Origin of the sequence: Vibrio sp. 10N.239.312.C11 (assembly GCF_041466065.1) — a bacterium.
Classification (GTDB): domain Bacteria; phylum Pseudomonadota; class Gammaproteobacteria; order Enterobacterales; family Vibrionaceae; genus Vibrio; species Vibrio tasmaniensis_A.
This window is the reverse complement of sequence record NZ_JBFSRZ010000007.1, coordinates 70,762-97,112: the sequence shown is the minus strand read 5'-3', so window position 1 is coordinate 97,112 and position 26,351 is coordinate 70,762. Positions and strand designations below refer to the sequence as shown.

Annotated in this window: 19 protein-coding genes; 11 read left to right on the top strand and 8 right to left on the bottom strand. The window is 44.5% G+C overall.

The features are described from left to right. Nucleotides 1-2: 2 nt before the first annotated feature. From AB6D07_RS05115 to AB6D07_RS05075, 9 genes are all read left to right on the top strand, one after another. Complete coding sequence (locus tag AB6D07_RS05115) at nt 3-1,352, top strand: HlyD family type I secretion periplasmic adaptor subunit (protein WP_009844977.1); 1,350 nt, start codon at nt 3-5, stop codon at nt 1,350-1,352. A 3-nt stretch (nt 1,353-1,355) separates the two neighbouring features. Further along, nucleotides 1,356-3,587: a response regulator gene (locus tag AB6D07_RS05110; protein WP_017102612.1), complete on the top strand. Its 2,232-nt coding sequence runs from the start codon at nt 1,356-1,358 to the stop codon at nt 3,585-3,587. Then, nucleotides 3,562-4,986, top strand: coding sequence for a TolC family protein (locus tag AB6D07_RS05105; RefSeq protein ID WP_017102611.1), 1,425 nt, complete (start codon nt 3,562-3,564; stop codon nt 4,984-4,986). The genes AB6D07_RS05110 and AB6D07_RS05105 overlap by 26 nt, the downstream gene beginning before the upstream one ends. Next, the gene (locus tag AB6D07_RS05100) at nt 4,976-6,562 is read left to right on the top strand and encodes an ABC transporter transmembrane domain-containing protein (protein ID WP_017102610.1); all 1,587 of its coding nucleotides are present in this window, start codon (nt 4,976-4,978) and stop codon (nt 6,560-6,562) included. Before AB6D07_RS05105 ends, AB6D07_RS05100 begins: the two co-directional genes overlap by 11 nt. Further along, complete coding sequence (locus tag AB6D07_RS05095; protein ID WP_017102609.1) at nt 6,559-8,697, top strand: ATP-binding cassette domain-containing protein; 2,139 nt, start codon at nt 6,559-6,561, stop codon at nt 8,695-8,697. Before AB6D07_RS05100 ends, AB6D07_RS05095 begins: the two co-directional genes overlap by 4 nt. 109 nt (nt 8,698-8,806) lie before the next feature. Next, nucleotides 8,807-9,136, top strand: coding sequence for a hypothetical protein (locus AB6D07_RS05090; RefSeq protein ID WP_050546657.1), 330 nt, complete (start codon nt 8,807-8,809; stop codon nt 9,134-9,136). Between the two features lie 260 nt (nt 9,137-9,396). After that, nucleotides 9,397-12,600, top strand: a complete 3,204-nt coding sequence (locus AB6D07_RS05085) for a response regulator (RefSeq protein WP_017102608.1) — start codon at nt 9,397-9,399, stop codon at nt 12,598-12,600. A 9-nt stretch (nt 12,601-12,609) separates the two neighbouring features. After that, nucleotides 12,610-13,086: a hypothetical protein gene (locus tag AB6D07_RS05080; RefSeq protein WP_017102607.1), complete on the top strand. Its 477-nt coding sequence runs from the start codon at nt 12,610-12,612 to the stop codon at nt 13,084-13,086. Between the two features lies 1 nt (nt 13,087). Then, nucleotides 13,088-14,140 carry a hypothetical protein gene (locus AB6D07_RS05075; protein ID WP_017102606.1) on the top strand — a complete coding sequence of 351 codons (1,053 nt, stop codon included), beginning with the start codon at nt 13,088-13,090 and terminating at the stop codon, nt 14,138-14,140. A gap of 115 nt (nt 14,141-14,255) precedes the next feature. Here AB6D07_RS05075 and AB6D07_RS05070 read toward each other — a convergent pair whose 3' ends face one another. Next, complete coding sequence (locus AB6D07_RS05070) at nt 14,256-15,314, bottom strand: hypothetical protein (protein WP_017102605.1); 1,059 nt, start codon at nt 15,312-15,314, stop codon at nt 14,256-14,258. A gap of 87 nt (nt 15,315-15,401) precedes the next feature. Further along, entirely contained in the window at nt 15,402-16,733 is a 1,332-nt protein-coding gene (locus AB6D07_RS05065) for an anaerobic sulfatase maturase (protein ID WP_004730505.1), read from the bottom strand. A 136-nt stretch (nt 16,734-16,869) separates the two neighbouring features. On the opposite strand from AB6D07_RS05065, the gene AB6D07_RS05060 reads away from it, so the two are divergent. Both AB6D07_RS05060 and AB6D07_RS05055 read left to right on the top strand, forming a co-directional pair. Then, a complete protein-coding gene (locus AB6D07_RS05060) occupies nt 16,870-17,658 on the top strand; it encodes an SUMF1/EgtB/PvdO family nonheme iron enzyme (protein ID WP_017088127.1) in 789 nt (262 codons plus the stop codon). A 179-nt stretch (nt 17,659-17,837) separates the two neighbouring features. Beyond that, a complete protein-coding gene (locus AB6D07_RS05055) occupies nt 17,838-19,520 on the top strand; it encodes an alkaline phosphatase family protein (RefSeq protein WP_372091271.1) in 1,683 nt (560 codons plus the stop codon). Nucleotides 19,521-19,716: 196 nt separating this feature from the next. Here AB6D07_RS05055 and AB6D07_RS05050 read toward each other — a convergent pair whose 3' ends face one another. The 6 genes from AB6D07_RS05050 to AB6D07_RS05025 form a co-directional block, all read right to left on the bottom strand. Next, nucleotides 19,717-20,622: a LysR family transcriptional regulator gene (locus tag AB6D07_RS05050; RefSeq protein WP_017102603.1), complete on the bottom strand. Its 906-nt coding sequence runs from the start codon at nt 20,620-20,622 to the stop codon at nt 19,717-19,719. Between the two features lie 78 nt (nt 20,623-20,700). After that, nucleotides 20,701-22,068, bottom strand: coding sequence for a BatD family protein (locus AB6D07_RS05045; RefSeq protein ID WP_017098949.1), 1,368 nt, complete (start codon nt 22,066-22,068; stop codon nt 20,701-20,703). Further along, nucleotides 22,065-23,771: a VWA domain-containing protein gene (locus AB6D07_RS05040; RefSeq protein ID WP_372091273.1), complete on the bottom strand. Its 1,707-nt coding sequence runs from the start codon at nt 23,769-23,771 to the stop codon at nt 22,065-22,067. The genes AB6D07_RS05045 and AB6D07_RS05040 overlap by 4 nt, the downstream gene beginning before the upstream one ends. After that, nucleotides 23,764-24,843, bottom strand: coding sequence for a VWA domain-containing protein (locus AB6D07_RS05035; protein WP_017102602.1), 1,080 nt, complete (start codon nt 24,841-24,843; stop codon nt 23,764-23,766). Before AB6D07_RS05035 ends, AB6D07_RS05040 begins: the two co-directional genes overlap by 8 nt. Beyond that, nucleotides 24,836-25,378 carry a DUF4381 domain-containing protein gene (locus AB6D07_RS05030; RefSeq protein ID WP_017102601.1) on the bottom strand — a complete coding sequence of 181 codons (543 nt, stop codon included), beginning with the start codon at nt 25,376-25,378 and terminating at the stop codon, nt 24,836-24,838. The genes AB6D07_RS05035 and AB6D07_RS05030 overlap by 8 nt, the downstream gene beginning before the upstream one ends. Continuing rightward, nucleotides 25,379-26,341 (bottom strand): DUF58 domain-containing protein, encoded by a 963-nt coding sequence (locus tag AB6D07_RS05025; protein WP_017102600.1) that lies wholly within the window; start codon nt 26,339-26,341, stop codon nt 25,379-25,381. Between the last annotated feature and the right edge of the window lie 10 nt (nt 26,342-26,351).

The window sequence follows — 26,351 nt, the reverse complement described above, 5'->3', positions numbered from 1 at the left end:
TCATGAGCAATAACCAAATAGAGCATCACCTAAGAAAAGCGCTTGTTTCTAACAACGAGGCTTCCAAGGTCACAGCAGATGACACCATCGTGCTTGCAAGTGCGATGACTAGCGTTCACAAGACGTTACTCATCATTTTTCTACTTGCTTTGGTGGCTATCGCCGTAGCGTCACAAGCACGCATCGACATTGTCGTTTCTGTGCGTGGCGAGCTGTTACTAGAGTCTGATGTTGAGAAAGTTCAACATCTAGAAGGCGGTATTTTAGAAGAGCTGTTAGTGAGAAAAGGGGAAGTTGTGTATGAAGGCCAACCTATTGCTCGAATCCGCTCACTCGACCGTAACACCCAACTCGATACAGTGAACACCGAAATCATTCAGCTGGAACTCGATAAAATCCGTTATGAAAGCTTGCGTGACATGGTCGAACCAAACTTTGCTTCTTACATCGAAAAGTACCCAGAACAAGTTCAAGTCAACATGAATACGTGGCAGCAAGAGTTCTCGAAGAACCGCTCTAACGAAGAGCTGATCACTCACGATATTAAACACAAAAACTCTCTAATTGGATCAATGCTAAAGCGTCGCAAAAGCTCAGAGAACCAACTCTCACTCATTCGCAAACAACTCAACATCAAAAACACGCTTTATAAAGAAGAGATGGCGTCATATGTCGACGTTCTAAATATGAAAGTACAAGAATCCAATATGGTTCGTGAGATTGAAAACCTTGATGAGTCCGTCATGAATGAACGTTTCCAGCTCGACAAACTCGAGAAACAACATCGAGACTTGGTTGAGAACCGAAACTCTGAGTACCAAGCACAAATCATCCAGGCCAATAAAGACCTCAAACTAAAACGGATCTTACAACCACAGCACTCCGATAAGGTAGACCGACTCATAGTCTACTCACCAGTGGATGGTGTGGTCGACAAATTACACTTCAACTTCCGTTCTGCGGTAATACCACCCGGCGAGAGTATCGCTGATATTGCTCCAATCAATAACTCCCTACACGGTGAAGCGAAAATTCCGCGTAAAGACATGGGGTTTGTTGAAATTGGCCAGGCGGTAAAAGTAAAAATGGATACTTATAACTTCGCAAAATATGGATTTGTTGAGGGAACCATCGCTTCAATTAGCCGTTCATCATACGAAGAAGAAGATGCCGAATTCTATTTGGCAGAGATTGAGATTGATCGAAACTTTCTTGAACGAGGAGGCACTCAATACAAATTATCACCTTATATGGAATTTACCGCCGACGTAAAAACAGGCTCGCGTCGCGTGATCGAATACGCTGCAAAACCTGTGATGTCAGCCATCGAAGATGCATTCGATGAGAGGTAATCAATGAGCGGAAAACCTTCTTATAACATTTCCGTACCAGCTCTACGTCTGAGCATATTGTTCAGCGTAGTACTAGCGGCGCTCGCTTTCTATTTATACTTTTCTTGGTCAAAAGTAGATTCGGTTGCTCAAGTGCAAAGTGCCCCACTGCTCATACAAGCTCAGAAGCTTAATCAGACCATCGAACAAGATATTCAAACTCTACAGCAGTGCTTAAGTACCGACACTTGTGGTACTAACGAATTCAATCTAGTTAACTTGAAGCGTGAAATAGATGAATTTAGATCGCTAGCCTCTTTGAACAAAACTGAGTTCAGCTTGGTTGGCGCGACTGAATACACCCAACTTGAATTAGCTATCAATCGCTTTTCCGACAGCACTAAAACACGCAACGACGTACTCGACTTATACCTGTCACTGACCAACAACTACCTACAGATGGACGACAACTACCGCACCATGTTCAACAACCATGCGAGCGACTTGATGTCAGAGAAAAATGAGTTCTTTATCTGGTTGTTTATGGTGGTCGTGATACTGGCAGTAATCACGGTCCTATCGAACTCAGTTGCTATGTTGAAGCTGAAGAAATCCAGCTCTAATGAACGAGAAATCGACTATGAGTTCGATGCTCTCTATCAAGAGCTGAAACAACTCGACTTACAAAGACTCGAAGAGCTTCTGAATGAAGTGAGCATCAATCCGAAACAACGCCAGATCTACTCTCACCTCAAACTGATTTTCAGTAAATTGGAAGACCAAAAGCGCAATAACGATCTCTACAAACAGCTGTATGCGCTAATCGGCTATGAGATTCGCGGAATCACCAACACCATCAACGGTGGTGTCCAATATCTGGTTCAAGAAACCGATGAAAACGGCGTATTGATGGCGAAGGATATTACCTCAGCATGTAGTACGTTATCTGAGTTAGCAGAAAACTATAACCGTTTGATTTCACAGGGTACGGAAAGTAAGTCGAAGGAATTCTCTTTACTGAGCGTGTTGTCTGAATTGATGATTCATATCAGCGCCAAAGTTCAGAGGAACGAAGGTCAACTCGACTGCTTTATCTCTGATAATTTGCCGAACCGTGTGGAAGGCCAATCCACCAGCTTGTTCTGGATCTTGTTCCTGCAGCTTTCTAACGCCATCCAACTTAAATCAAACAAGAAGTTGTTCGTGACAATAGAGTCTGGCGCAGCTTCGGATATGGAAAATACACGTGTCACCATCAATCTGAATTTCCTTTCAACACTGGATGTCTCTGTCGCCAAGCTCAATAAGCTCCATTGGAGCGATCATAAACACCATACTGCTAACACAGACGACTTAGCGAAAAGCGTATTAAAAGATTACGGGTATTACGAAAGTCACTGGTTCCAATCGGGTACACAGGAACGTTTTCAGATCGAGCTTGATCTCAAGGCGAAGAATTTCCATACAGAGAAAACTCGCTTCGACGGCAAGCGTTTACTGCTTTGCGCCAATACACAAGTTCGTATAGATGTAATGAAGAAAATGCTCAGTAACTTGGGGCTTGATATCACTGAAATCCGCACTGCAAATGAGTTGTTTTCAGCGGCGAAGACCTTTGGTGAGTACGATGCCATCATGCTGACCGATACCTTTGAACCTAACAAGCTGCCATCACTGAGCAAAACGGTGAAATCTCAACTTAAGAATCATCCAAATACCAAGCTGTTGCTGTCAGTAACCAATACTCAGCATGCACAAGAGTGTCACAGCTTCGTCGATAAGATCATCAACTCCCCTGCGATTCCTTATGAGTTTATTCCGAACTTACTCACCATTATGGAAGCAGAAGCATCAGAAGAGCAGATGGAAAACAGTTCATTCCTTATCGTAGAGGATGACCGAGTTCAACAGATCTTACTTAAACGAATTTTAACCAAACAAGAGTATGAACCAGACACGGTTGGCGATGGTGCCGACGCAGTAGAGCACTTCATGAATAAACGTTCTGACATCATTTTCATGGACTGCATCATGCCAGGTATGGGCGGCATTGAAGCGACCAAACGCATTCGCCAGTTTGAACAAGAGAACGAGAAAAACCCTTGTACCATCATAGGGGCAACCGCATTGACCAGCAGTAACGAACACCAGGCTTGTATTGAAGCCGGAATGGATTACGTGATCAGCAAACCTTACAAAAGCGACCAAATCATCAAGGTGATCAACAAGTATGTGGCGGTACAGAAACTTAACTAGCAGCATTATGGCTGCGCTTGCATTCAGCACAACACCTTCAGTATCGGCGACGACCCTGCTTGAGGCGGTAGAACTCGGCCTGCAAAACAGCCTATCCCTTCGCGCCAGTGATAAAGGTGTGGAAGAGAACGAATACAACATTGGGATCAGCCGCTCTAAGTTTCTTCCTTCACTCAATGGTGCAGCTGATACTACATGGAATGAGAATGAAACCTTGTTATCGAGCGTGCCCGATGAAACCTCCAGCTATAACTCAAACAGCTACAGCCTTTCCCTTACCCAATCGATATTCAATCTTGGTGATATTTTTAAATATGGAACGGCAAAACTCGACTTCAATATTGAAGAAATTAAACACGAGAACAAAATCCAGAGCACTATCTCTGAAATCGGCTCTCAATACTTCGAGTATTTGAAAAACAATGCGCAAATAAAAGCGACCAAGGTAGAGCTTAAGTCGTCTGAGACTCGTGAACATCAGATGCGACGCAACGTAGAGTTGGGGAACACAGCCGCCAGCGAGCTGTACGAAGTTATCGCTCAGAAAGAAGGTGTGTCGAATCGATTAAGAACCTTGCAGAAAGATCGCCGTGTCATTCTCAACGGGCTATCCATTCAGATTCAGTACCCTATCACTCCATCACAGGATATATACGAAAGTGTGCCATTAAAAGAGATAAACGAAAGCGAACAACACTCAATCATGGATCAAGCGTTAAAGCTCAACAACGACTTACTAGTAGCCAAGAAAAACGTCGAGAGAAGCCGTAGAAGCTTAAAAGAGAGCGGTACAAACTTCTTACCTACCGTGTCACTCTCAGCCAGCTATCGTCACGATGACGCCAATAACTACGATAAAACCGACATCACAGCGACAGGCGAAAGCAACTCAACTAGCGTTGGCTTGAACCTAGCCTTGCCTATTTTGTCTGGTGGTTCTGATTACTATGGATATCAAAAATCATCGACGGCAATTGAACGTACTGAACTGCTTTATCAAGACTCGCTTTACACCACGCGCAACAGCGTGAACACCTCTGTACTCAACATCAACGATTTTTCGCAATCTATAAGCAGTTACGAGAACATCATTCGCGCCAACTATGCCTCTTATAAAGGGATCCAAAGAGCCTACCAATTAGGCACGCGTACCATCACCGACTTGCTGGCGGCGGAAAGTAAACTGTTCAGCGCTTTGAGAGACTATGAAAGCGCACGATACGACTACATCATCGAGACCATCAAGCTTGAGCAAATTAAAGGCATACTCTCAATTCAATCGATAGAGAGCATCATGCAATTGATGAGCGATATTGAGGGACGAGACAATCAAGATTTGGTGCCGAAACACCTTCTCTCAACGGAGTCATTGAGAAAAGGAGGTCGTAATGCAAACTGAGCAATTTTCGCAAAAGATCAATATGGCAGATAAGTGTTATCTGACTTTCTCAACGATAATATCGACCCTGTTTGGCTTGGTACTGCCCTTCTCTATTCTGATCATTTTTGACCGAGTGTTACCCAACCAAGCACAAGATACTCTGTTCTTACTGTTTACGATTATCTTGATTTCCATCTTCCTTGACTACCACCTGAAAAATCAGGAAGAGAAGATTTCCTCTGTCATCATGAGGCAGTTTGAGACCAACTTAACCAATAAGGTATTTCAATCCATCTGTTTGGCTGAGATCTCTAAATTCCGCCGTTTAGAGCCCGGTGAATATTTGGAGCGTATTTCGACCATTCCAGAACTGAAAACCTTTTTTGGTGGAGAATCGGTTCGAGCACTGATCAACCTTGCTGTCAGTTTGATTACCATCCTTATCATAGGACTCATCAACATATGGGCTGGTATTACACTTCTGATTGCCTCTGTCATCTTGGCTATTTTCGCGTGGAGCCTTTCCAAACAAAAGATTGGTAGTTTGCAGAATAAGTCAGACATCGAAGGGTTAACCACCTCCAAAATCATCGAGATCATCTCTAGCCCGCTTGATATCAAAGCTCGAAATATGGAATACCGCGTTGAAAGCCTGATGACACAAATGGTCGAGGAACGTGAAGTTGAAAACATCAAATACGAACAGATTGAATCGAATTTTGGCTTAATCTTAGCGCTCATCCAACAACTCTCGATTGCTTGTGTTGTTGTGGTATTGGCAACAGCCGTGATCAATATGGAGTCAAGCCAAGGCATTATGGCCGCGATAATCATGCTTACCAATCGTTACTTCGCGCCCTACCAACAAGTGATGCGTACCGCGAGCCGCTGGGAACTAAACAAGCTCCATATACAACGTATCGCCGAACTTCTTGAACTGGCCGCGTCGGTTGAACATCAACATGAGACGACCGAAGTAGAACGTATTTCTGTTAAATATTCTGAAAAGCAGCGTATCGAATTCGAACTCGGACAAACTTATTTGCTTACCGGGAAAAGTGGCTCCGGCAAGACCCACCTTGCTAACTGTATTACACGTCAGAACAATGATAACAAACTGGACATCATGATTAATGACACGCCTCTGAGTGACGTAAACTACAACGTTTGGCGTAACAGCGTGCTGATGGTCGATAAAACAAGTTCATTCGTGGAAGGGACCATTATTGATAACCTAACCTGTTTCCGTCCAAGCCTGAACAATACGGCTTTCGCCTTATGTGAAACCATGAACATCAAGGCTCAAATTGATGGGCTGCCTGCAGGTTTCTATACCGAGCTCAAAGGTCACATGCGTAACCCATTCTCACGCCAAGTTGGCTATGCTCTGTTATTAGTCCGTGCCCTGCTCGCCAGTAAGCGTGTGTTGATATTCGACGATATAGACTGCGTCTTTGATGAAGAATTTGCGCGCGTCGTGCTGACCAGTACCGCCTATCGTGCCAATGACAAAATCTTAATCATCGCCAGCAATAAGATGGATAAACTTAACCACCGCCTCAAACGCGTAAAACTTATCGGAGGTGACCAATGAGTATCCTAGTAGACTTCAATAATGTGCCGCAACGTGTTTTGGATTTTGAATCTAGTGGATACGACGAACGTTACAGTCAATCGCCACTTATTCGTGGTTTGGCCTACACCTTGATAGCGCTCGAATGGGAAGGCACGCCCGCTATACTCAGCGATGCTTTTATTCCAAAACCCAAAGACGGCGATAGCTTTACAGCAACCATAGAGCGCCTTGGATACCGCTGTGATGTGACCAAACTAAAGACACTCGAGAATATCGATAAATATCCTCACCCGTGCTTTATTGAGATAGAAAACCTCAGTGCCATCTTCTTAGGGACAAAAGATGGGAAGTTGCTGCTGTTTGATTACACGAACAACAACACCATTGAATACCCAATGTGTAAAAAGCCCTGCTTGCTGATTTCTATTAGCGAGTACTCTCGTCTGTTCCGCGAACCACCTCCGGAATCGCAAGACAGAAGCAATTGGATAAAATACGCTTTCTATCGTTACAACAATGAACTTAAAAGCCTGATCATTCTGAGCTTCGTCATCAGTATTCTCGGTGCGTTACAGCCATTCTTCATCATGAGTGTCTATAACTTCGCACTGACTTCGAGTTCTCAAGCCACGCTCTATTGGTTGACCCTATTTGCCGTGATCGTCGGCTTCTCGGAATACTTCTTCAAAAAGATGCGAGTCAACATCATTGCGACCTCCGGTAAAGATCTCGCGGTTCACATATCCCAAGCCGTAATATCGAAACTGCTTTGGCTGCCCTACGCAATGACTTCAACCGCAGGGGTTTCGTCTCAGTTGGCTCGTTTGAAAGATATCGATACCTTCCGCCGCTTAGTGACCGCAGAATCGACCCTTAGTTACTTTGATATGCCGTTTGTGATTGTATTCATCATTGCGATTGCTCTGATGTCTGGCACCGCTGCACTTGTGGTGATGGGCGGCTTAATATTGATGTTGGTGTTCTGTGTTTACTCTCGTTACATCTACTCACAAGCCACATCTAAAAGCTCTCGCGCCAATGCGATGATCTCTTATCAATGGAATGAAATCCTTCGTGGTATCAAGACCATTCAGGGTTTGCCTTTGTTGCGCGTGGTTCAATCTCGTTTTAGTGCCTCCCATATGCAAAGCACCAATGATGCGGAGAATGTCGCTGTAACCAACAGTAAAATTCAGGCTGCAGGTGGTAGTTTGATTCAGGTGATTGGTACTGCAAGTATCGTGACCGCAGTAATCGGAGTCATGGAAGGCACTTCTGATGCGGGCGCGATGCTCGCAACCGTTATTCTCGTTTGGAAAGCACTAGGCCCGATAATGGGCATCTATAACTCAATTTCTAAGTTTCAATCCATCAAGGCTTCGTCGGCACAGATCAACAACTTGATGTCGATGAATGACGACAAGTTAACGCTAGAAAAAAGCCCGCCTATTCGGCTGTTCCAAGGAAATATTGTGGGCAGTGGTGTCAGCCACCGTTACACAGGGGCAGCAACAGGGTTAACCAACTTGGGGTTCAAAATACCACCCAGTGCAAAAGTGGTCATTTGTGGCCCTACGGGCTGCGGAAAAACCACCTTAATTTCAATCATTGCTGGGCTAGAAGACCGCTATCAAGGCGCAGTTTCTGTCGATGGTTACAACATTAAACAGTTCAATAGCTACCGTTATCGCACCTCAATTAACTACATCCCTTTTAACCTGCATATTTTTGAAGGCTCACTAGAAACCAACTTCATTCTGCATAACGGACTCATTCCGACAGAGAAAATGCAGGAGATGGTGAGCTTCTTCGAGCTAGACGAATGGCTGCCAGAAGGCTTAGCGACTCAATTGAGTGTCGATAAGTGCAAAGGTCTTCCCAATGGCATTCAACAAAAGCTGCGTTTGGCACTTGGTTTAGGTAACTGTGAGCAATCTCTGATAATCATTGATGAACCGTTCAACGGGGCTGAAAATGAAAACGCCCAGTATTTTAACCGCCTGTTCAGCGATAAGTTGCTGAATAAAACCGTCATTTTTTCGACCAATGATCCCGGTTTGATCGCTACTTCCAATATGAGTTTGGTTCTAGAACCTGATGGCAACTTGAAATATTTTGGCTTAACAGACAAATACTTAAACAGCTTGAGTTAAACACGACGATGCTTATTCACAAATTACTCGTTAGATAAATAGATGTAATTGACAAAAACATAAGTGAGAGAGATGATTCGCTCTAAAATCACCGATACAAAGGAAGCAAATGTACACATTCGTTGCAGACAAGCTTGATGTAGCTTACTTATCCGCAATTCCTGAAAACCATCAACTTCAGGGCTGCGATGTGCCTGAAGAGGAAATCGAACTTCGAGAGATCATAGAAGTTTGGTATGAGTGTGCCTTTCTACCCGCTTTCAATCTTCAGAAAATCGATATCGAGAACAAAGCTGAGTTAACCGTCGTACAATCAAATGTTCTGAGCAACGATACGCGTACGCTCGCTTTCCTACTCAAAAACAGAGTGTACCGCGCTGCACTGAACAGAGTGCTCGGTGTTTGGGCGCTAGAACCTTCTGCAAAAACGGTGTTATAGCAACTTCTATTTGAACTAAGTCTCGATAAAAATCACCCTAATTAACTCGCTTTTTAAGATACTCATCAATAAGCATCAAAATCAAACCGACCGCCAAACGCTATAAATTGCTAGCAAGAAAAGCTATTTCAAAATAAGCTGTGGAATCACAAGAACTTATACCCCTCCCACACTTCCATTAAATTTACAGTTTCAAAGTTTCCATATCGGCATTTTTACTCTACTGTTTTTATATAAAACCAGTTGGATGGATCCTTAATATGTCGACACTTACGGTCTGGAATAACCTTTCAGTTAAACATAAACTCTTTGGCTTAGTTCTACTACCGATCTCATTGCTCCTTTTCTTAGCCGGTAGACAAGCTTACTTTCTGACGACGCAGTTAAACGATTTTGAGCGAACCAATCAGTTAGCAATTTACCTTGAAGATATCTCTGTCTTGTATCGAAGTACTTTGGCCCCAAACACTGAAGAGTTCGTTAATCGAAGTGCTAAGGTAAATGCCGAGCTCAAAGCACTTTCACCCAGCATATTTCTAAACAGCTCCGAAGAAGTGAACCAACTGCTGGCCGACTTCAGTGAGGCAACCTTGTCGACTATGAAAACGACCGACAGTTTCGATAAGCTGGATGCGATTGAATGGCAAAGTGACTTGTACCAACAATTGTTGCTAGCCATTGAGAAAGTCCCTTTTGATATCACCAAGCGTGAGATTCAACAGCACCTCACCGCCTTGCATCAACTAGAGTGGTTGATGTTTTGGTCAAATGAAGAATTTAAGCTCAGCGCTTCACTCTTCGATATTTACCAAAATCATCAAGAGTATGATTCTGAACTAGCCGAGTTGGTTGAAAGCCTCAATGCTAGGCAAGTTTTGTTCTTAGAAAGATTTGTGTCCTTGAATGCCAATACACATCAAGTTTCACTCATGATTGAAGTGTTTAAAGATGAGGCTTTTATGAAAAGCCAAGAGATACGTCACGCACTTCATAGTTCATCCACAATAAGCGCATTGACTCCACAAGAGATCACTACCGGACTCAATGCGATGAGTGCTCGCCTAAGCCTGTTGCAGAATTTAGGTGACGTGATCAAACAAGAGTTCCAAGCCGAAGTAGCTCAAGCGATCTCAGATGCTAAAACAGAAAGAACGCTATTTATTTCCATCGTCACGTTGCTTGCAGCAACTGTTATGGGATTAACCCTCAGTTTAGCGAAACAAGTCACCAACAATCTTGGGCTAGTTCTTAGGTTCTTAAAAAGTGAAAATGATGATACCCGCCCTTCTTTGGACAAACTGATTCAAGGCAAAGACGAACTCAGCCTATTTGCTCAGCAAGTAGAGCGACTGACCATCGAACGAGAACATGCAAAAGAGAAGTTAACGATAGCGAAAGAAGACGCAGAGCGAGCTAAAGAAGACGCCGAAGAAGCCAAAGACCACGCGATACAAGCTAGCAAAGCGAAAAGTAGCTTCTTGGCCAATATGTCTCATGAAATTCGAACCCCACTGAATGGCGTTATCGGTATTTCGGAGATTCTGTCAGACACACCACTTACACCAACACAACGTGATTATGTAGATACGATCGAGACCTCATCTCAACTACTGCTAAGCCTGATCAACGACATCTTAGACTTCTCTAAGATTGAATCTGGCATGCTATTAATCAGCCCGCATTCGGCATCGATTAGAGAATCCATTTACGACATCGCATCTATTGTCGCGCCAAAAGCTAAAGAGCAAAAAATATCAGTGAACGTTGATATCAGCCCAGACACACCTGCACGCGTGATGATCGATGATCACCGATTAAGACAGATCTTGATGAACTTTATGTCGAACGCGGTGAAGTTCACAGCAGAAGGTGGCGTTACCCTGTCAATCCAAACGCTAAACAAAGCAGAAAACAATGTCACCCTAAGGTTTTCTGTGCGAGACACGGGGATAGGTATCGATAAACAGCAACAGAAACAGATATTCGAACCGTTCGCTCAAGAAGATGATTCAACGACCAGACAATTCGGTGGTACTGGTCTTGGCCTTGCGATCAGTACTCAGCTTGTTGAACTTATGGGTGGTCAGATCCAACTCGACTCCGTCAAAGGTAAAGGCAGTTGTTTCTACTTCGATCTAGAATTACCCATTGATTTAATGTTGCCAAAACCAAGCACAGCAACCGCCGACATTTATGTTCTAGGTAACGCGAACATGCTCTCTAAACGAATAGAATGGGACCTTAACCTCTATGGTTTAGAAATAACCCAACAAACGAGAGATACAGCTGAGCTTACACAACAACTCACGATTCAAAAGCACGCTAACCCAATCACAGTTGTCTTTGCTGAAGATGACACATTCCAAGCCAGTGACTATACCAGTGACTTAGATAAGCTCCACCAAAACGGCATCACTATCTGCTTGATTCGATCATTTTTGAGCGAGCCGGCTGACATCGGCAATTGTGTTACGGCTCAAGTATCACAGCCCCTACTCGGTTTACGTTTGATTAAAGCGGTTGAGCTCTGTGATACACAGGGTCGGGTTGAGCTTTCAGAGGCGAGCCAACCTTCTCTAGAGATACAACACAAAATTCTGATCGTCGAAGACAACAAGGTCAACCAAAAAATTGCCGGGCTTCATGTTGGTAAAAGTGGTTTTGAATTCGAGTTTGCGAATAATGGCCAGGAAGCCGTGGACATGTTCAGATCGAACCCTCACTACGCAGCAATACTCATGGACTGCATGATGCCGGTTATGGATGGCTTTGAAGCGACAAGTAATATTCGCCGCGTTGAAAAAGAGACCAATGCCACGCGTCGTATCCCTATCATTGCCCTGACCGCCAGTGTTATTGATGACGATATTCAAAGGTGTTTCGACGTGGGCATGGATGACTATGTGCCAAAGCCATTCAAATTTGAAATGTTAAAAGAAAAAGTACTTGCCGCCGTTGAAGCAATGCCACTTCCTGTTGCCTACAAAACTAAATCTACGAAAAAACCCGCGACCGTAACGCCGATTCTTAATGCAGCAGCTAAACGGACTGTGCCAGAGGAAAGAGAACAAAACCCGGTTCCGAGCAAATCTGAAAGAATACTGCTCGTCGAAGACAATCGAGTTAACCAAAAAGTCGCTTCGGTCATGCTAACAAGGGCTGGTTACGCTTTTGAAATTGCAGAGAATGGTCAAATTGCCGTTGATATGTACCAAAACGACAGTAGTTTCGACATTATACTAATGGATTGCATGATGCCCGTTATGGACGGTTTCACAGCAACTAAGGAGATTAGGGAGCATGAGAAAAACCTAGGCTTAAGCAAAACTCCTATCATCGCGCTAACCGCCAGTGTTATCGATGATGACATTCAAAAGTGCTTTGATTCAGGCATGGATGGATACGTAGCGAAGCCCGTAAGAAAAGAAAAGCTATTCCATCAAATAGAAAGTGCGACTTGTTAGGAGAAACCCATGGATTGGATTAAAACAATAAAAACACTTCCACGCAGAGTCATATTGCCAGTCGCGGTAGGGCTATTAGGAAACTTGCTTCTTCTCAGCCCAGCTCATGCCGCAGAAGATTACGCCATATTCTCTTTAGATTCAGGATTTGAAGAAATATCGATAAACAAAGCAAGGAAGCTGTATAGAGGAAAAACAAAACGACTCGATGGTAAACGTGTAGAACTTTCTGATTGGCCTGAAAACAGCAGCGAACGTGAAGTTTTTTACCAACAACTGCTTGGAAAAAACGCAGCTCAAATGAATGCCCATTGGGCGAGCTTATCCTTCTCAGGTAAAGCTCGTTATCCAAGAGAGATTAAATCGGCGTCCACCGAAACCTTGCTTGACTGGCTTGATGACAAGCCCAATCGAATTGGGTACGCCCCGCTCTCGACGCTCCCTGAAAATGCCAATGTTCTATACGTTATAAGCTCGGAGAAATAATATGAAAAAAATAATTACGTCAGTGCTATGTGCTTCAATTGCCTCTCCGGCTTTCGCTATTATTGAACTTACCGATAATTTTTCGTTAAGCGGATTTGGTTCTACTTCTTGGGCAACATCAGATAACGATTCCCCTTTAATCATCAACCGTGGTTTTACCGATGAAAATTGTTATGACTGTGATACCACCTTGGGGGTCCAGCTTGACTACTTCTACAACTCATTTAAAGCTTCCGTGCAAGTTGTCAAACCACCCCAATATGATTGGAGTGACCCACAACTCGAGTGGGCTTATCTTGGCTATGAGTTTAATAACTTTGATGTGAGTATTGGTCGTCTAAGGCTTCCTCTGTTTTTAGCTTCTGAATACTATTATGTTGGTCAAGCCTATATGACTGCAAGACCACCGACAGAGGTGTATAACAGCGTTCTTGGTATTACCGCTTTCAACGGTGTCAAAGTGAGTTGGACTCATGATGTAACCGATGAAGCTACCCTACAACTCTCTCCGTTTTTCGGAATCAAAGATAAGAATGAAGTCGACTTCAATTCGACAACCGAACTGGAATTCGAAACAAATCGAATGTTTGGTGCAAACCTTCAATTAAGTGGTGATAACTATCGTTGGAACTTATCTTTCCTTGATTCAAATTTCGATCAAACGACAAAAATTAAAAACGTTGGCACGCTTCCAACAGCAGACAACCAACACATCCAACTTTGGTCGCTAGGCGCTGAATATGAATTTGGCCAAGCGGTATTGGCGAGCGAAGGTCAAATCAGTGACGTTTCTTCATCCATGTACGCCAGCCTAGGTTACCATTTAGGAGTATTCACACCTTACGTAGTATACGGCGCGCAATTTAACGCCAATGAGCACTTAGAAGGGAATAGCTACTTAGTTGGTGTAGATTACGACTTGATGTCAAATATATCTATCAATGGTGAAATGCAATTCTTCGAAGCTCGTAGGTCAAACGGTGCCTTTATTGACGCCCCTAAAACCGATAAAGATGCATTGCTCTACACCATCATGTTGAGTTTTGTTTTTTAGCTCGAATTCAAATCGATGGTCACTTGCAGCAATTAAGATCAAAAAAAAGCCAGTCGAGTATTCGACTGGCTTTCTCAATAACGGTTTATCAGCTTACCATTAACCCATCTAAAGCTTACGAGCTTGGCGCGACTCGTTTCTCTTTCAACTGTTCAATAACATAATCAGGAGCCACTTTACCTAGCTCACCCAAGCAATCATTGGTTTTTTCATTGCCATAGCGTACATAAATATCACATACCGCGTATAACTGTTCTGGAGAGCCAGAGATCAAATACGCTTTCTCGAACGATTTAGTCGACTTGTCGATATCCAACTCTTCTTGTAATACCCCATTTAGGTACCAATAGTAACTGTTATCTTTCGCTAGCTTCGCGGCTACTTCAATCTCGTGGGCTGCTGCTGTTTTGTCTTCAAGGCGAACCAAAGTTAATGATTTAGAATAGTGCATCGCTGCATTGTCCGGCACGTTCTTCAAACCACGATCCAACACCTCGACCGCTTGTTGATCTTTATTCTGAGCTCGGAAGTTGTCCGCGTAGCTCAGCCAAACTTGAGGGTCTTTCTGGTGAGTATTAATCAACTCAAGATAAATCGTTTCCGCTTTATCCCATTCATTGTGCCAACGGAGCACGTCAGCGAACAACAATTGAAACTTTTCAGATTCTTGTGATTCCAAGAATGTGATTAACTCAGCGACGGGTTGTTCAATTTGTACTTTCTGTTCTTTATCTAACGTATTGTAATCACGTACTAAGTTCGATGTTGCCGAGTGACGAACCATAGAATCTGTATCGCTCAGCAAAGGCGAAACTAACGCCCAACGATGCTCAAGTTGATATGGCGAAGAACCGATAATCGAAGCCTCACGAACTTCAGGGTTTTGATCTTTCAAACCTCTTGCCACCGCCACCAGCGCATTCTGACTTGGGTATGAAGCAAGCCCTTGCAGTGCACCAGTACGATTTTCAACAGATTGGTTCTGATCTTGTGCCATGTAAGACAACTGTTGAATACGGGTTTGAGTGTCCGTCATTTCGAGCACTTGATTAATATTTTTTGCCGGTGCGTCAACAGTTTGCTGAACGCTATTCGCTGCCATTGCTGATGTTGAAATCAATGCGGACGTTGAAACTAATAAAGCAACAGCCGTCGCTAAACTCTTCTTCATCATAGTATTACCTTAAACTGGAGAACTTAGCCTGTCCTTAGACTCGTATCTGATTAAATTTGTCTTGGATCTGTTGACCCAAAAAACGAGTTAAAACTTGGTCTCGAACGTAGTTTGTTGCGCTTGTTTTGCACGATGTGCCATCAATACTGAATCACTGAATTTGCCATGAGCAACCGGATGCCCCATCGCACGAGCGATATAAGCCATCGACTTGTCGACATGAGAAAAGAACTTATGCCAACCTGCACATAAGTAGTTCAAGCCCGGTTCGCCTGCGCGAGTTTTGATAAAGCGGTTTTTAGGACATTCACCATGACAAGCAAACTTGTAATCACACTGCTGACATTGACTGGTCATTGTGCGTGATTTAGCGAAACCAAACTTTTGCTGTGGTGCGCTGTACGCCAAGTCATCAAGCTTCTCGTGATGAATATTGCCAATCTTGTATTCAGGGTAAACATAGTGGTCGCATGAGAATACGTCGCCGTTAGGCTCCATCGCGAGGCCTTTACCGCAGATTTCATTCAGAGTACAAAGCGGGTTAGGACGCCCTATCCATGTTTCTAAACTTGCTTCAAAATACTGAACGAATACTTTACCGATGTCGTTCTTCGCCCACTCATCAAATACAGAAATAAGGAAGTTACCCCAAGCCAAGTCCGACACACACCACGATTCCATGATCGAGTCTTTATGGCCTGGGATCAGACGTTTGTCGCCTTGTTTAAGCTGCTCACTCACTTGAGACGTTTGTGGCGCAACCGTTCGGAACGTTTTCTGTTCAACGATAGGGATAAACTGCATTTGCGGTGACTTCACCACATCACGTAGGAAGCGATACACCTCAAGTGCATTTTGACTGGTGAGGTTATTCACACAAGTCAGCGTTGCGAACTTCACTTGGTGTTTGTGCAGCAGTTCAACGGCCGCCATCACTTGTTTGAATGTACCACGGCCTGCTCTGTTAACACGATACGCATTGTGCAGCATTTCAGGGCCATCAATACTCAAGCCTATTAGGAAATTGTTCTTTGCTAAGAATCGGCCCCAGTCGTCATTCAATAATGTGCCATTGGTTTGCAGATCGTTTGAGATCAACACTCCTTCAGGTCGGTACTTTTTCTGTAGTTCAACCACTCTTTCAAAGTACGCTAAACCCAGCATGGTCGGTTCACCGCCCTGCCATGAGAAGATAATTTCAGGCGTATTTTGACCTTCGATGTATTGTCGGATGTAGGTTTCTAGCGTCTCATCATCCATTCTTGGAGAACTGCCTTTCTTGTACTCCAACAAATCTTGCTTACTTAGGTAATAACAATATTTACAGTCAATGTTGCACGCTGCGCCAATTGGCTTAGCCATAACATGCAAGCGTTTAGACGCTTTACCATTGTATTGTGGACCTTGAGTAATGTGCATGATTTATCTACCTATCTTAGTGTCTGTAGCCATCATAATGCCTATTTCAGTCAGTGGCATGTTATACCCTTTATAACCAATAGGAATGACCTTAAACGTTAAAATTGCCCTCTATTTCGAACATTCGAGGCACGTGATGAAATTTTTCAATTACAAACAATTAGCGGCGATCAGCAGCGTCACCATGACTATTTTCCTAAGCGGCTGTGCGAGCGTGCCTACACACCCTATCGCCCAACAAATCGACCAAGAGATGGTGCTAGTTGAAGGTGGTACATTCACCATGGGTTCGAACGATCCTGAAGCGACCAAAGCAGAACGACCAGCGCGAGATATAACTGTAGATAGTTTCTACATTGCGAAGTTTGAGGTGACTCAAGAATTGTTCGAATCGGTGATGGGCTCATCTCTCAGTTATTTCCAAAACCCACAAGTTCCGGTCAATAACTTAAGTTGGCAACAGGCGAACTACTTCGTTGAACAATTGAACGAACTTACAGGTGAAGAATACCGTCTGCCGACTGAAGCTGAATGGGAATTTGCAGCGAAAGGTGGCAACAAGAGCAAAGGCTATACTTACAGTGGTTCCAATAACTTAGATGATGTTGCGTGGTACTCAGCAAATTCTAAAAATAGCGCACATCCAGTCGGGCTAAAGAAGCCAAATGAACTAGGCTTATATGACATGACCGGAAACGTGGGTGAGTTTGTGATTGATGCCTTCGATGACACCTTCTACCGATTCGGTCCAACAGACAATCCTAACAACGCAAAACACAGCGACGTTGGTTTATCACATAAATCGGTTCGCGGTGGCAGCTTTGCTTATGACGAAAACGAATCTGAAAGTTACCGTCGCGACTTCGCAAGCCAATCGATCACTATGTCAGATATGGGGCTGCGTTTAGTTAAAGACACGAACTAGATAAAGCTGTGAGCTAGTTGAAGAATGAACTAACTAAAGATGCCAATGGTTATGAATCAACAACCTTCACAAGCAATACTAAAATACGACTTGCACTATACACACATTAGAAATTTGACACACGTTAGAAATCTGACCAAACGTTAGAACTCTGCGGCAACGCTGAATAAGGAACTTCTATGCAATACACCAAGCTTTCAGGACTTACACTCGCGTTACTCTGTGCCTTCCCTGTCTCAGCAGCAGAGAAGCCAAATCTAGTCCTTCAAATCACGGTAGATGGCCTGCGCGCAGATCTTATCGAACGATATAAGCACAACTTCGGTGAAGGTGGTTTCCGGTACTTAATGGATGACGGTACTTACTACACCAACGCGAACTATCAACATGGCAACACGGAAACGATCGTGGGCCATGTGTCGCTTGCAACCGGCGCTCCACCGAGCGTACACGGCATGGTAGGTAACGTTTGGTATGACCGTAGCGAAGAACGTTTGGTGTATAACGTAGAAGACGGTAACTACAAAATGTTGACCTCTGGTGCGGGTGTCGATAAAGCAACTGAGATCGACCCAACTCAGAAGACAGCACAAGGTGATGGGCGATCTCCAGGGCCTATACTTGCCACCACGTTTGGTGACGAGCTGACAATTTCCAATAGTGGCAAATCAAAAGTATTCGGTGTATCCGTGAAAGACCGCGGCGCAATCTCATTGGCGGGACACAGTGGTAAAGCCTTCTGGTTCTCCAAAGCGCAATCTGAGTTTGTCACCAGCAACTATTACTACGACGAATATCCAGATTGGGTATCACGTTGGAACGAGAAAGCGATTGCTGCAGAGTACTCGAAACAGAAGTGGGATCTCTCATTACCACGTGAGAAGTACACGCTGCAAGAGCACGATACCGAACACAAAGTGAAACTCGGTGATTTCCAACGCACCTTCCCTCACCCATACGGCCCCGCGAGTTACAAGTACTACAGCACAACGCTAACCGTTAGCCCGGCTGGCGATGAAATCACAGAAAACTTTGCAAGCACACTGTTGATGCAAGAGAAGCTAGGCCAAGGTGACGTGACCGATTACCTGTCTGTAAGTTTCTCATCAAACGACTACGTGGTGCACTTATACGGCCCTGAAAGCCTAGAGACAGAAGACAACCTTATCAGACTTGATAAGACGATCGCTAAGCTTCTTAAAACCGTCGATAACCAAGTCGGGCTAAAGAATACATTAATTGTGTTGTCTGCCGACCACGGTGTACCTGAGTCTTCACCTGCGGCAAATGCGCTTGGCTTCAATCAAGCTCAATACTTCAATAAAGACACACTGCTATCGAGTGGCGTAGAGCAAAGGTTGAAGGATGAGTTTGGTTTATCCAAAGACGCAATACGCTTGTACGCACAGCCTTATATTTATCTGAATCACGATTTAATCGCAGAAAAGAAACTTGACCTGACGAAAGTACAGGAAGCGATCGCTGATGAGATTGCCAAAGTAAAAGGCGTTGCGTTTGCCGTATCAAGCAGTGATATCGCGGCAAACCGAGTCCCTGATACTCATGTTATGCAGCTCATTAAGAACAACTACCACCCTGCTCGTTCTGGCGATGTGTATGTGGTATTTGCTCCACGTAGCTACATTAACGACATGGAAGGCCTTCAAATCGCTTCGACTCATGGCTCGCCATGGAAGTACGATACACATGTCCCAGTCATCTTCGCAGGCTACGACGTTGAAGCTCAGAAGATCTCGCGGGCAATCACGCCATACGACATTGCACCAACGCTTTCGAACAAACTGGGTATCACTCAACCAAGTGGTTCAATTGGAGAAGTGCTGCAAGAAATTACCGAATAATAGACGTCATTGAGGTTTCTTCATTTTAATGTCGAAACCCACACCAAGTAAAAGAGCCACTTATCAATTCAGACTGACTCAGTCAAAACAGATAAGCGGCTCTTTTTGATTGCCTGTTGTTAGGCAATCAACGTATGTCAGTGCTAGGAATAACGGCTATTCGCACAAACATTTTCCATTAAACTCCCTTCAAAGGTTAACTTGATATGTCTTTTGCTGCCGCTTTGATCTTAGCGCGCAACCACTTGTGGCTAGGTTCATTAGTGCGACTCGGGTGCCAAATCATACACATATCGAGGTCTTCCAATTCGAATGGTAGTGGTAGTGTTTTAACCGAGTACTTTTCAGAAAAACAACGCACCGATGACATAGGTAACACTCCGATGTAATCAGAGCCCTCAATAACTGGCAGCATCTCAACAACACCCGCAGCGCGATAGACTATTCTGCGCTTTTCAAGGTCACTGTAGTGTTCAGAACTCAATAAGCTTTTACGTACATGCCAACGAGATACAACCACATGCTCAACTGATAGGAACTGCTCCATATCGATCGTATCACCAATCGTAGGATGGTCTTTGCGGCACACCACCACCAGTTCCTCTTTAGAGATCACCTCATGCTTGAGCATGGTTCTTCCTTTAGGTGTCATATCGATAATAACATCGTGTCTTTGAAGCCTTAAATCAGACTCGTAATCTTCCGTAAATAGAGGGTGAACTTCTAACGCGATACCAGGTGCAACTTGGCTGATTAACTGCATCACTCTTGGCATCATTTCGTAGCTCGCCGCCGAGACGCAGGCAATTGAATACACGCGACCTGAAGTTTTGGGGTCGAAATCTCTTGATGCGGATAAGGTAGACGTAAAGTTTTTTAGCGCAGCGGCCATTGCCGGATAGATATCAATAGCGAATGTGGTTGGCTCTACGCCTGATGTGGTTCGGTGAAACAGTGGCTCGTCATAGATATCTCGCAACCGTGCAAGCGCTTTGCTCACAGCAGGTTGGCTTATATCCATGCGATTAGCAGCCCTAGATAAGTTCTTCTCTTCATAGATAGCAACAAATATAGGAATTAAATTGAGTTCGGTGCTTTTCATACAGTTCCATATTAAAGAAGCAGGTCCCCTATAGTAGAGAGCCTGCCGATTTTGTTCGATGCGAATGACTAAAGTTTGCTACTTAGTTCTATCTTTTAAGTCTGGCAAGGCTTTAGGGATTTTCAAGCGGTCGAAAATTGAACGAGAATTGCTTGAGTTTGATGTGTCATTGGGTAAGTTACGTAACCCTCTCCACAAACGAGTAAATACGTTTTTGTCTTCTCGCCCTTGTTGGAGGGATTCACTGTCTTCTATCCAACGTTCCTGTCCATTCAATTTACCAAGTTGCGCTTTATTCAGTTCTAGCTGAGAGGTTTCGTTTCGTAATTGACGATAGATAAAGGTTCTCAATGCGGGCCAATTATTTTGCTTAAGCAAACGACGCAATACCAACCAACTTGGTGTTGGTCGATTTTTGTAATAGCGCTTCGCCGCAACGAATAACATGCCACATAAGACCACTGCCAAACCAACGCTTATAAAGACCGACATGTAAGCTTTGATGAAGAATTGGAATGTGTGTTTTGCTTCAAACACTTCGCCTTTTATTACCACGCTCTCAAGACGCTGATTTTTGCTGTCCCACCACTGGAATGTGAACTCCGGTAAGGTAAATTCACCACCTTGCTGAATCACATAAACCGTCTCTTCAATTCTACTGGAACGGTAGTCACCACGTTCTTGTGTGTCATCTAAACGATTAGGTTGCGGGTAAGCTTGATATTGCTGTGTCGATTCATTGGTCAACACATTGGGAAGTAACACCGACAAACTGTCTTTCGCTTTGATCGTCACGGTTCGAGTAACCGCATCACCCACTTTTAAGTCTTCGCTCGAACGTTGCCATTGCTGCTCAACATCCACGTCTGTCGCTGAAAACCAAGGCGATTCATCGCTTAACAAACCAGACGGTAATGAGGCTTCAAACTTAATCGGCTGCGTATAAAGCGTGCCACCAACGTTTGACCCATCAGGAGCTGACACTTGAATACGAACCGGTACGGTTGGAATCACAAACTTGCCAGAAGTCATCGGATAAAGCGTCACTTCCCAACGTTGACGCGACCATGTAGTGCCATTGACCCGTTCCGTGTAATTAGTCGCGAGTTGGTTACGTTGCTTAGCGATCACGTTAGGGATTTCGATACTGCCGATTCGAGTCCCTCCCGTTAACCAACGCGGCGTCGCCACCTCAATATTCAGAATTACCTGCTCATTAACGCTCACTTTAGTCGGCGTTATCTTATCGCCTGACTTTGGCTTTTCCCCTACCCAAGCGATAAGCTCAACGTCACCACTTTTTTGGAGATCGAAGATATCGGCAGCAGAAGCAACAAAAGGAGAAAACCAACTCAATATAAGAGTCATCGACAGTAACCACTTATGGGTTCTGAATCGCACTCTCTTTGATTGAATGGCTTCAAGAGCTAAATGATATCGACTCATTGGGTTTGCTCCTGTTTTGACGCTTGTTCGATGGAAGGTGCAGGGTCTCTTAATTGAATTTGGAACTTGGACTTTAAGAAGAACTTAGGGTCCGCTTCGACTCGTTTTAACCACTTATCGGCAAGCTCTTGGCTACCCAAAATTTCATTGGCATTAAGCGTTTCCTTGAGCATCAATTCCGCTACCGTTTCTTCTTCAGCGCCATCACCCGTTCGCGGCTGATCGTCTTCGAGTTCTAAAGACTCTTCAGGGCCATCTGTGGTCCCGGACTGACTTTCACTGGTTCGGTTAACCTCTTCGACAATCCCACTAAGCACAGCAAGATTGTTCTCCACATCCGTTCTTAGTTCTGGTGACAGACCCTCTTTCTCGCTTAATGACTTCAAAAGGTCTCGCGCAGCAAGGTATTCACGTTGTCGAGCTAAAGCACTCGCGGCGTTATACAAACCAAGATCTGTTTTGGTTTGTAAAAAGGCACTGTGAGCTAACTTAAAATCGCGAGCATAGTAGTAAGCCGCGCCTTTTCTCATTGGGTCAGTAAAATGTTTTGCCGCTTCAAGGTATTCCTTCTGGTTCAACAGGCGTTGACCTTGCTGGTCGGGCGTTAACCATAAATCCCACCACCATTGGACTGTTTTATCCCAAACCGTAACCGACTCCACCACAACGGGTTTCTCAGCGGTTAAATTGACTGTTTTCGCCAAAGTGTCTGGTGAATAGATGCTGCTTGTGATCATCAAACCAACAACACACCACTGAACCAACCACCCTTTTCTGAACCACAACAACATAATGATCGCCATTGGAATGAGCAGTCCATAGCCCATGTCTTTCCAAGGCATTGAAGATTCGCCGTTGAGCTGCATGTTTCTTTCAACCGCGTTGTTGAGCTGTTGGATATCCGAATCATCCACGGTCACTTCGATCAGTCGTCCACCTGTCTTACTCGCTAAGTTACGCAGTGAATCTAGGTCGACAGGGTTATCGCTCACCACATTACTGTTTCCTGCGGCTAGAATGAGCAACTGATACGGATTGTCGTTAAAGAAGCTCTCGAACGCTCTGATGGTACTTGGATTTACACCATCCGATACCAACAACACTGACGAACCTAACTCGCCAGACAATTGTTGATTTATGAGTGGCAGCGCTTCTTCTGCTGACTTACCTGATACCGGCATGATGTCAGGTGTGATAGCCGCAAGAAACGGTTCGAATACCTTGCTGTCTTGAGTCACAGGCATCGCAACGTGGGCACTGCCCGCATACACAACCAAACCTGTGTTACCGCCCTTGCGAGCTGCCAATAAGTCTCTAATTTTCTGCTTAGATCGTTCCAAGCGACTTGGAGGCAAATCTTTAGCGAGCATAGATTCACTATTATCGAGTACAACCAACATCGAAGCTTTGTCTTCCCCAAAAGGTGAAGCTTCACGTTGCCATGTTGGGCCAGAACAGATAATGATGGCGATAGTTACAATCACCACCAATAGCTTCAATGGCAGCTGCCTATGCCAGCCTGTTTCACCAATGGTCAATGCATCACGTAAGTGTGCAGGTAGAATGTCTTTCCACGTTGGTTTGGTCTCTTCTCTCCAACGAACCCATAACAGGAAGAACATCGGAATAAAGGCCAACAACCACAAAGGTCGGATAAAATGAAACTGGGTAAAGAACTGTTGCAGAGTGAGAGAATCAGGCATCATCCTCTCCTTTCAATTTTTTAGTTTTAGAAGCCAAAAGCGACCTTCTACGTAAAGTCGCCAGACTAAAGGCAGTCAGATACATCACAACAACAATCGCCATTAAGTAATGGTGCAGCCCCTGTTTAGGGCGATAAGTGATACTTTCATATAATTGTGGTTCTAGCTCACCAATCTGAGCGTAGGCTTTGGTAAGTTCGTCGCGGTTAAGTGCCTCAAAGGCTTCACCACCGGATTCTTGCGCTACTCGTTTGATGGTTTCCATATCCAACGCCACTTCTCCCACGGTTTGAGGATCACCCATGGCGATAACGTGAATACGAACGCCTTTCGCCTTGGCGACTTTGGCGGCATCGATAGGTTCAACAAAGCTTCCGGTGTCATTACCGTCGGTTAATACGATCACGACTTTCTCTTTCACGTTGGCATCAACACTTGAATCTTGAACGGCAGCACTTTGCTTCTCACTTTGCTCAAACACCTTAATCGCAAGACCAATCGCATCACCTAAGTGCGTGCTTTGCCCTGCCATCGCGACATCGGTTTGATTAAGCAGTTCAAACCATACATCTTGGTCGGCGGTAAATGGCGTTTGTACAAACGCTGCATCACCAAACAAGATCAAACCGAGTCGGTCCCCTTTTCTGGTTTTCGCGAAATCGGCTAACACCTCTTTGGTCGCATCTAAGCGAGAGATTTTATCCCCTTGTTTAGACGTAAAATCTTGTTCAGCCATTGAGCCAGACAAATCGACAACCACCATCACGTCGCGACCTAATTGTTCACGAACTTGTGGCTCACCAAGAATGGTAGGTTTCGCTAATGCGCAGATCACTAATACCCAGGTAATGATCAGCGTAGTGCGTTGCCACCAGCTTGGTGTTAATTGGCTTGCACCTTCTGATGGAGCCTCGCCAATCGCTTCAACCAACTCACTGAAAAATGGCACCTTGATGGCCATTTGTTTAGTGCGATAAGCAGGTACGGCGAAGTAAACGAGTAAAGGCAAAGGTAGTGCGATAAACCACAGTGGGTGCGCAAATTCAAAGCTGGCAGATAAAACATCAAACATTGTCTTGCCCCTCAACCGTTACCTGTACATTCGGCTTGTGAAGTTTTAGCCACATCATCGCGGTTTGAATTACCTCTAATCGCTGTTCAAAGCTCAGACGCACATTAGGGTCAGTTAGGCTTTGCATCCATAATTCCGAAACTTCATCGGCAAAGAACGCATTGCTGTTTTCACTTGTGTTAGCGCTAACAGGCAGATAAGCGTTCAGACGGTTTACATAGGCTTTTCCAAACAGCTTTGCATTGCTGCTGTCTAGGTAACGAAGTACCACTTTGAGGACTTTAAAGGTTCGTTCAGTTGAGTTCTTGTCTCTTGCATCCAGTACCATGAGTTCTTGAAGCGCTTCTTTGCGATAACGGTTATTCCACCACCTTAGCGCTAAACGATAAGCCAGATAGACAGCGACCAATAACAGAATGACGCCAAGGATCTTCCAGCCAATAGTTTGCGGCATCCAGCTCACGCTCTCGGGAATGGCGACATCGTGCAGATCGCGAAGGATATAAGTACTTGGAGGCGTATGTTCAACGGCCATCTAACGCCCTCCCACCAGCTTTTGAAGCTGAGAAATATGAGTTCCAGACGTATCTAATTCGATATAAGGGAGGTTTTTCATCGCCATTAATTTAGCAAGGGACTGTTTCTGGAGTGCAGCCTTTTGAGCAAGGCTTTCACTTGCGAGGTTAACCTTAGATTGGCTATCGAGATTAAGTTGAAAGCGACCATCACCCACCACCCAATTTGCGCTTGCGAGATCTTGAGGTAATGATTGTTCCAATGGGTCTGTGACCATTATGGCCAAGATGTCGTTGTGTTGCTGTAACTGCTTTAGTCGGTCTAGATGTTGTTCTTGGCAGTCGCGCCAATCGCTAATAAAGATTAAGGTCGACTGCTTTAATCTCATTCGTTTTATCAGTTCAATCCATTGACTGAACCCGACTCCTTCGCTGTCACTCACACTCACGTCTAAGCTTTGATTTGCTTTAGTAAGGTGCTTTAACTGAGCCAGTAAATCAGACTGTGAACGCTGTGCTTTGGTGTGGAAGAGTTTTTGATGAGAAGCTAAAACAAAGCCAACACGGTCACCATCTTTCAGGACTCGCCATCCACACAATGCCGCGACTTCGGCCGCAACAACTGATTTCATGGTGTTTTGAGAAGCAAAGAACATCGAACTGCGCTGATCGACACAGATGATTACATTTCGGTCTTTCTCTTCGGTATAGCTACGAACATGAGGCTTACCCGTTCGCATCGTGACTTTCCAATCGAGATTACGAATATCATCACCAAGTTGGTAGTGACGTAATTCCTCAAAATTCAAACCACGACCACGAAACAGGGAATTATGTCGACCCGACAGCACACTGCCCGCCTTTAGATGAGGCAACAGAGAAAACGACTCAGCTTGAGCCTGGATTCGCACTAACCTTGAATAGTCACAGTACAGTCGAGGATCAAGGCCTTGCGGTTTAGGAGCTTGTGTTGGCTTCGCCATGACGCCCCCT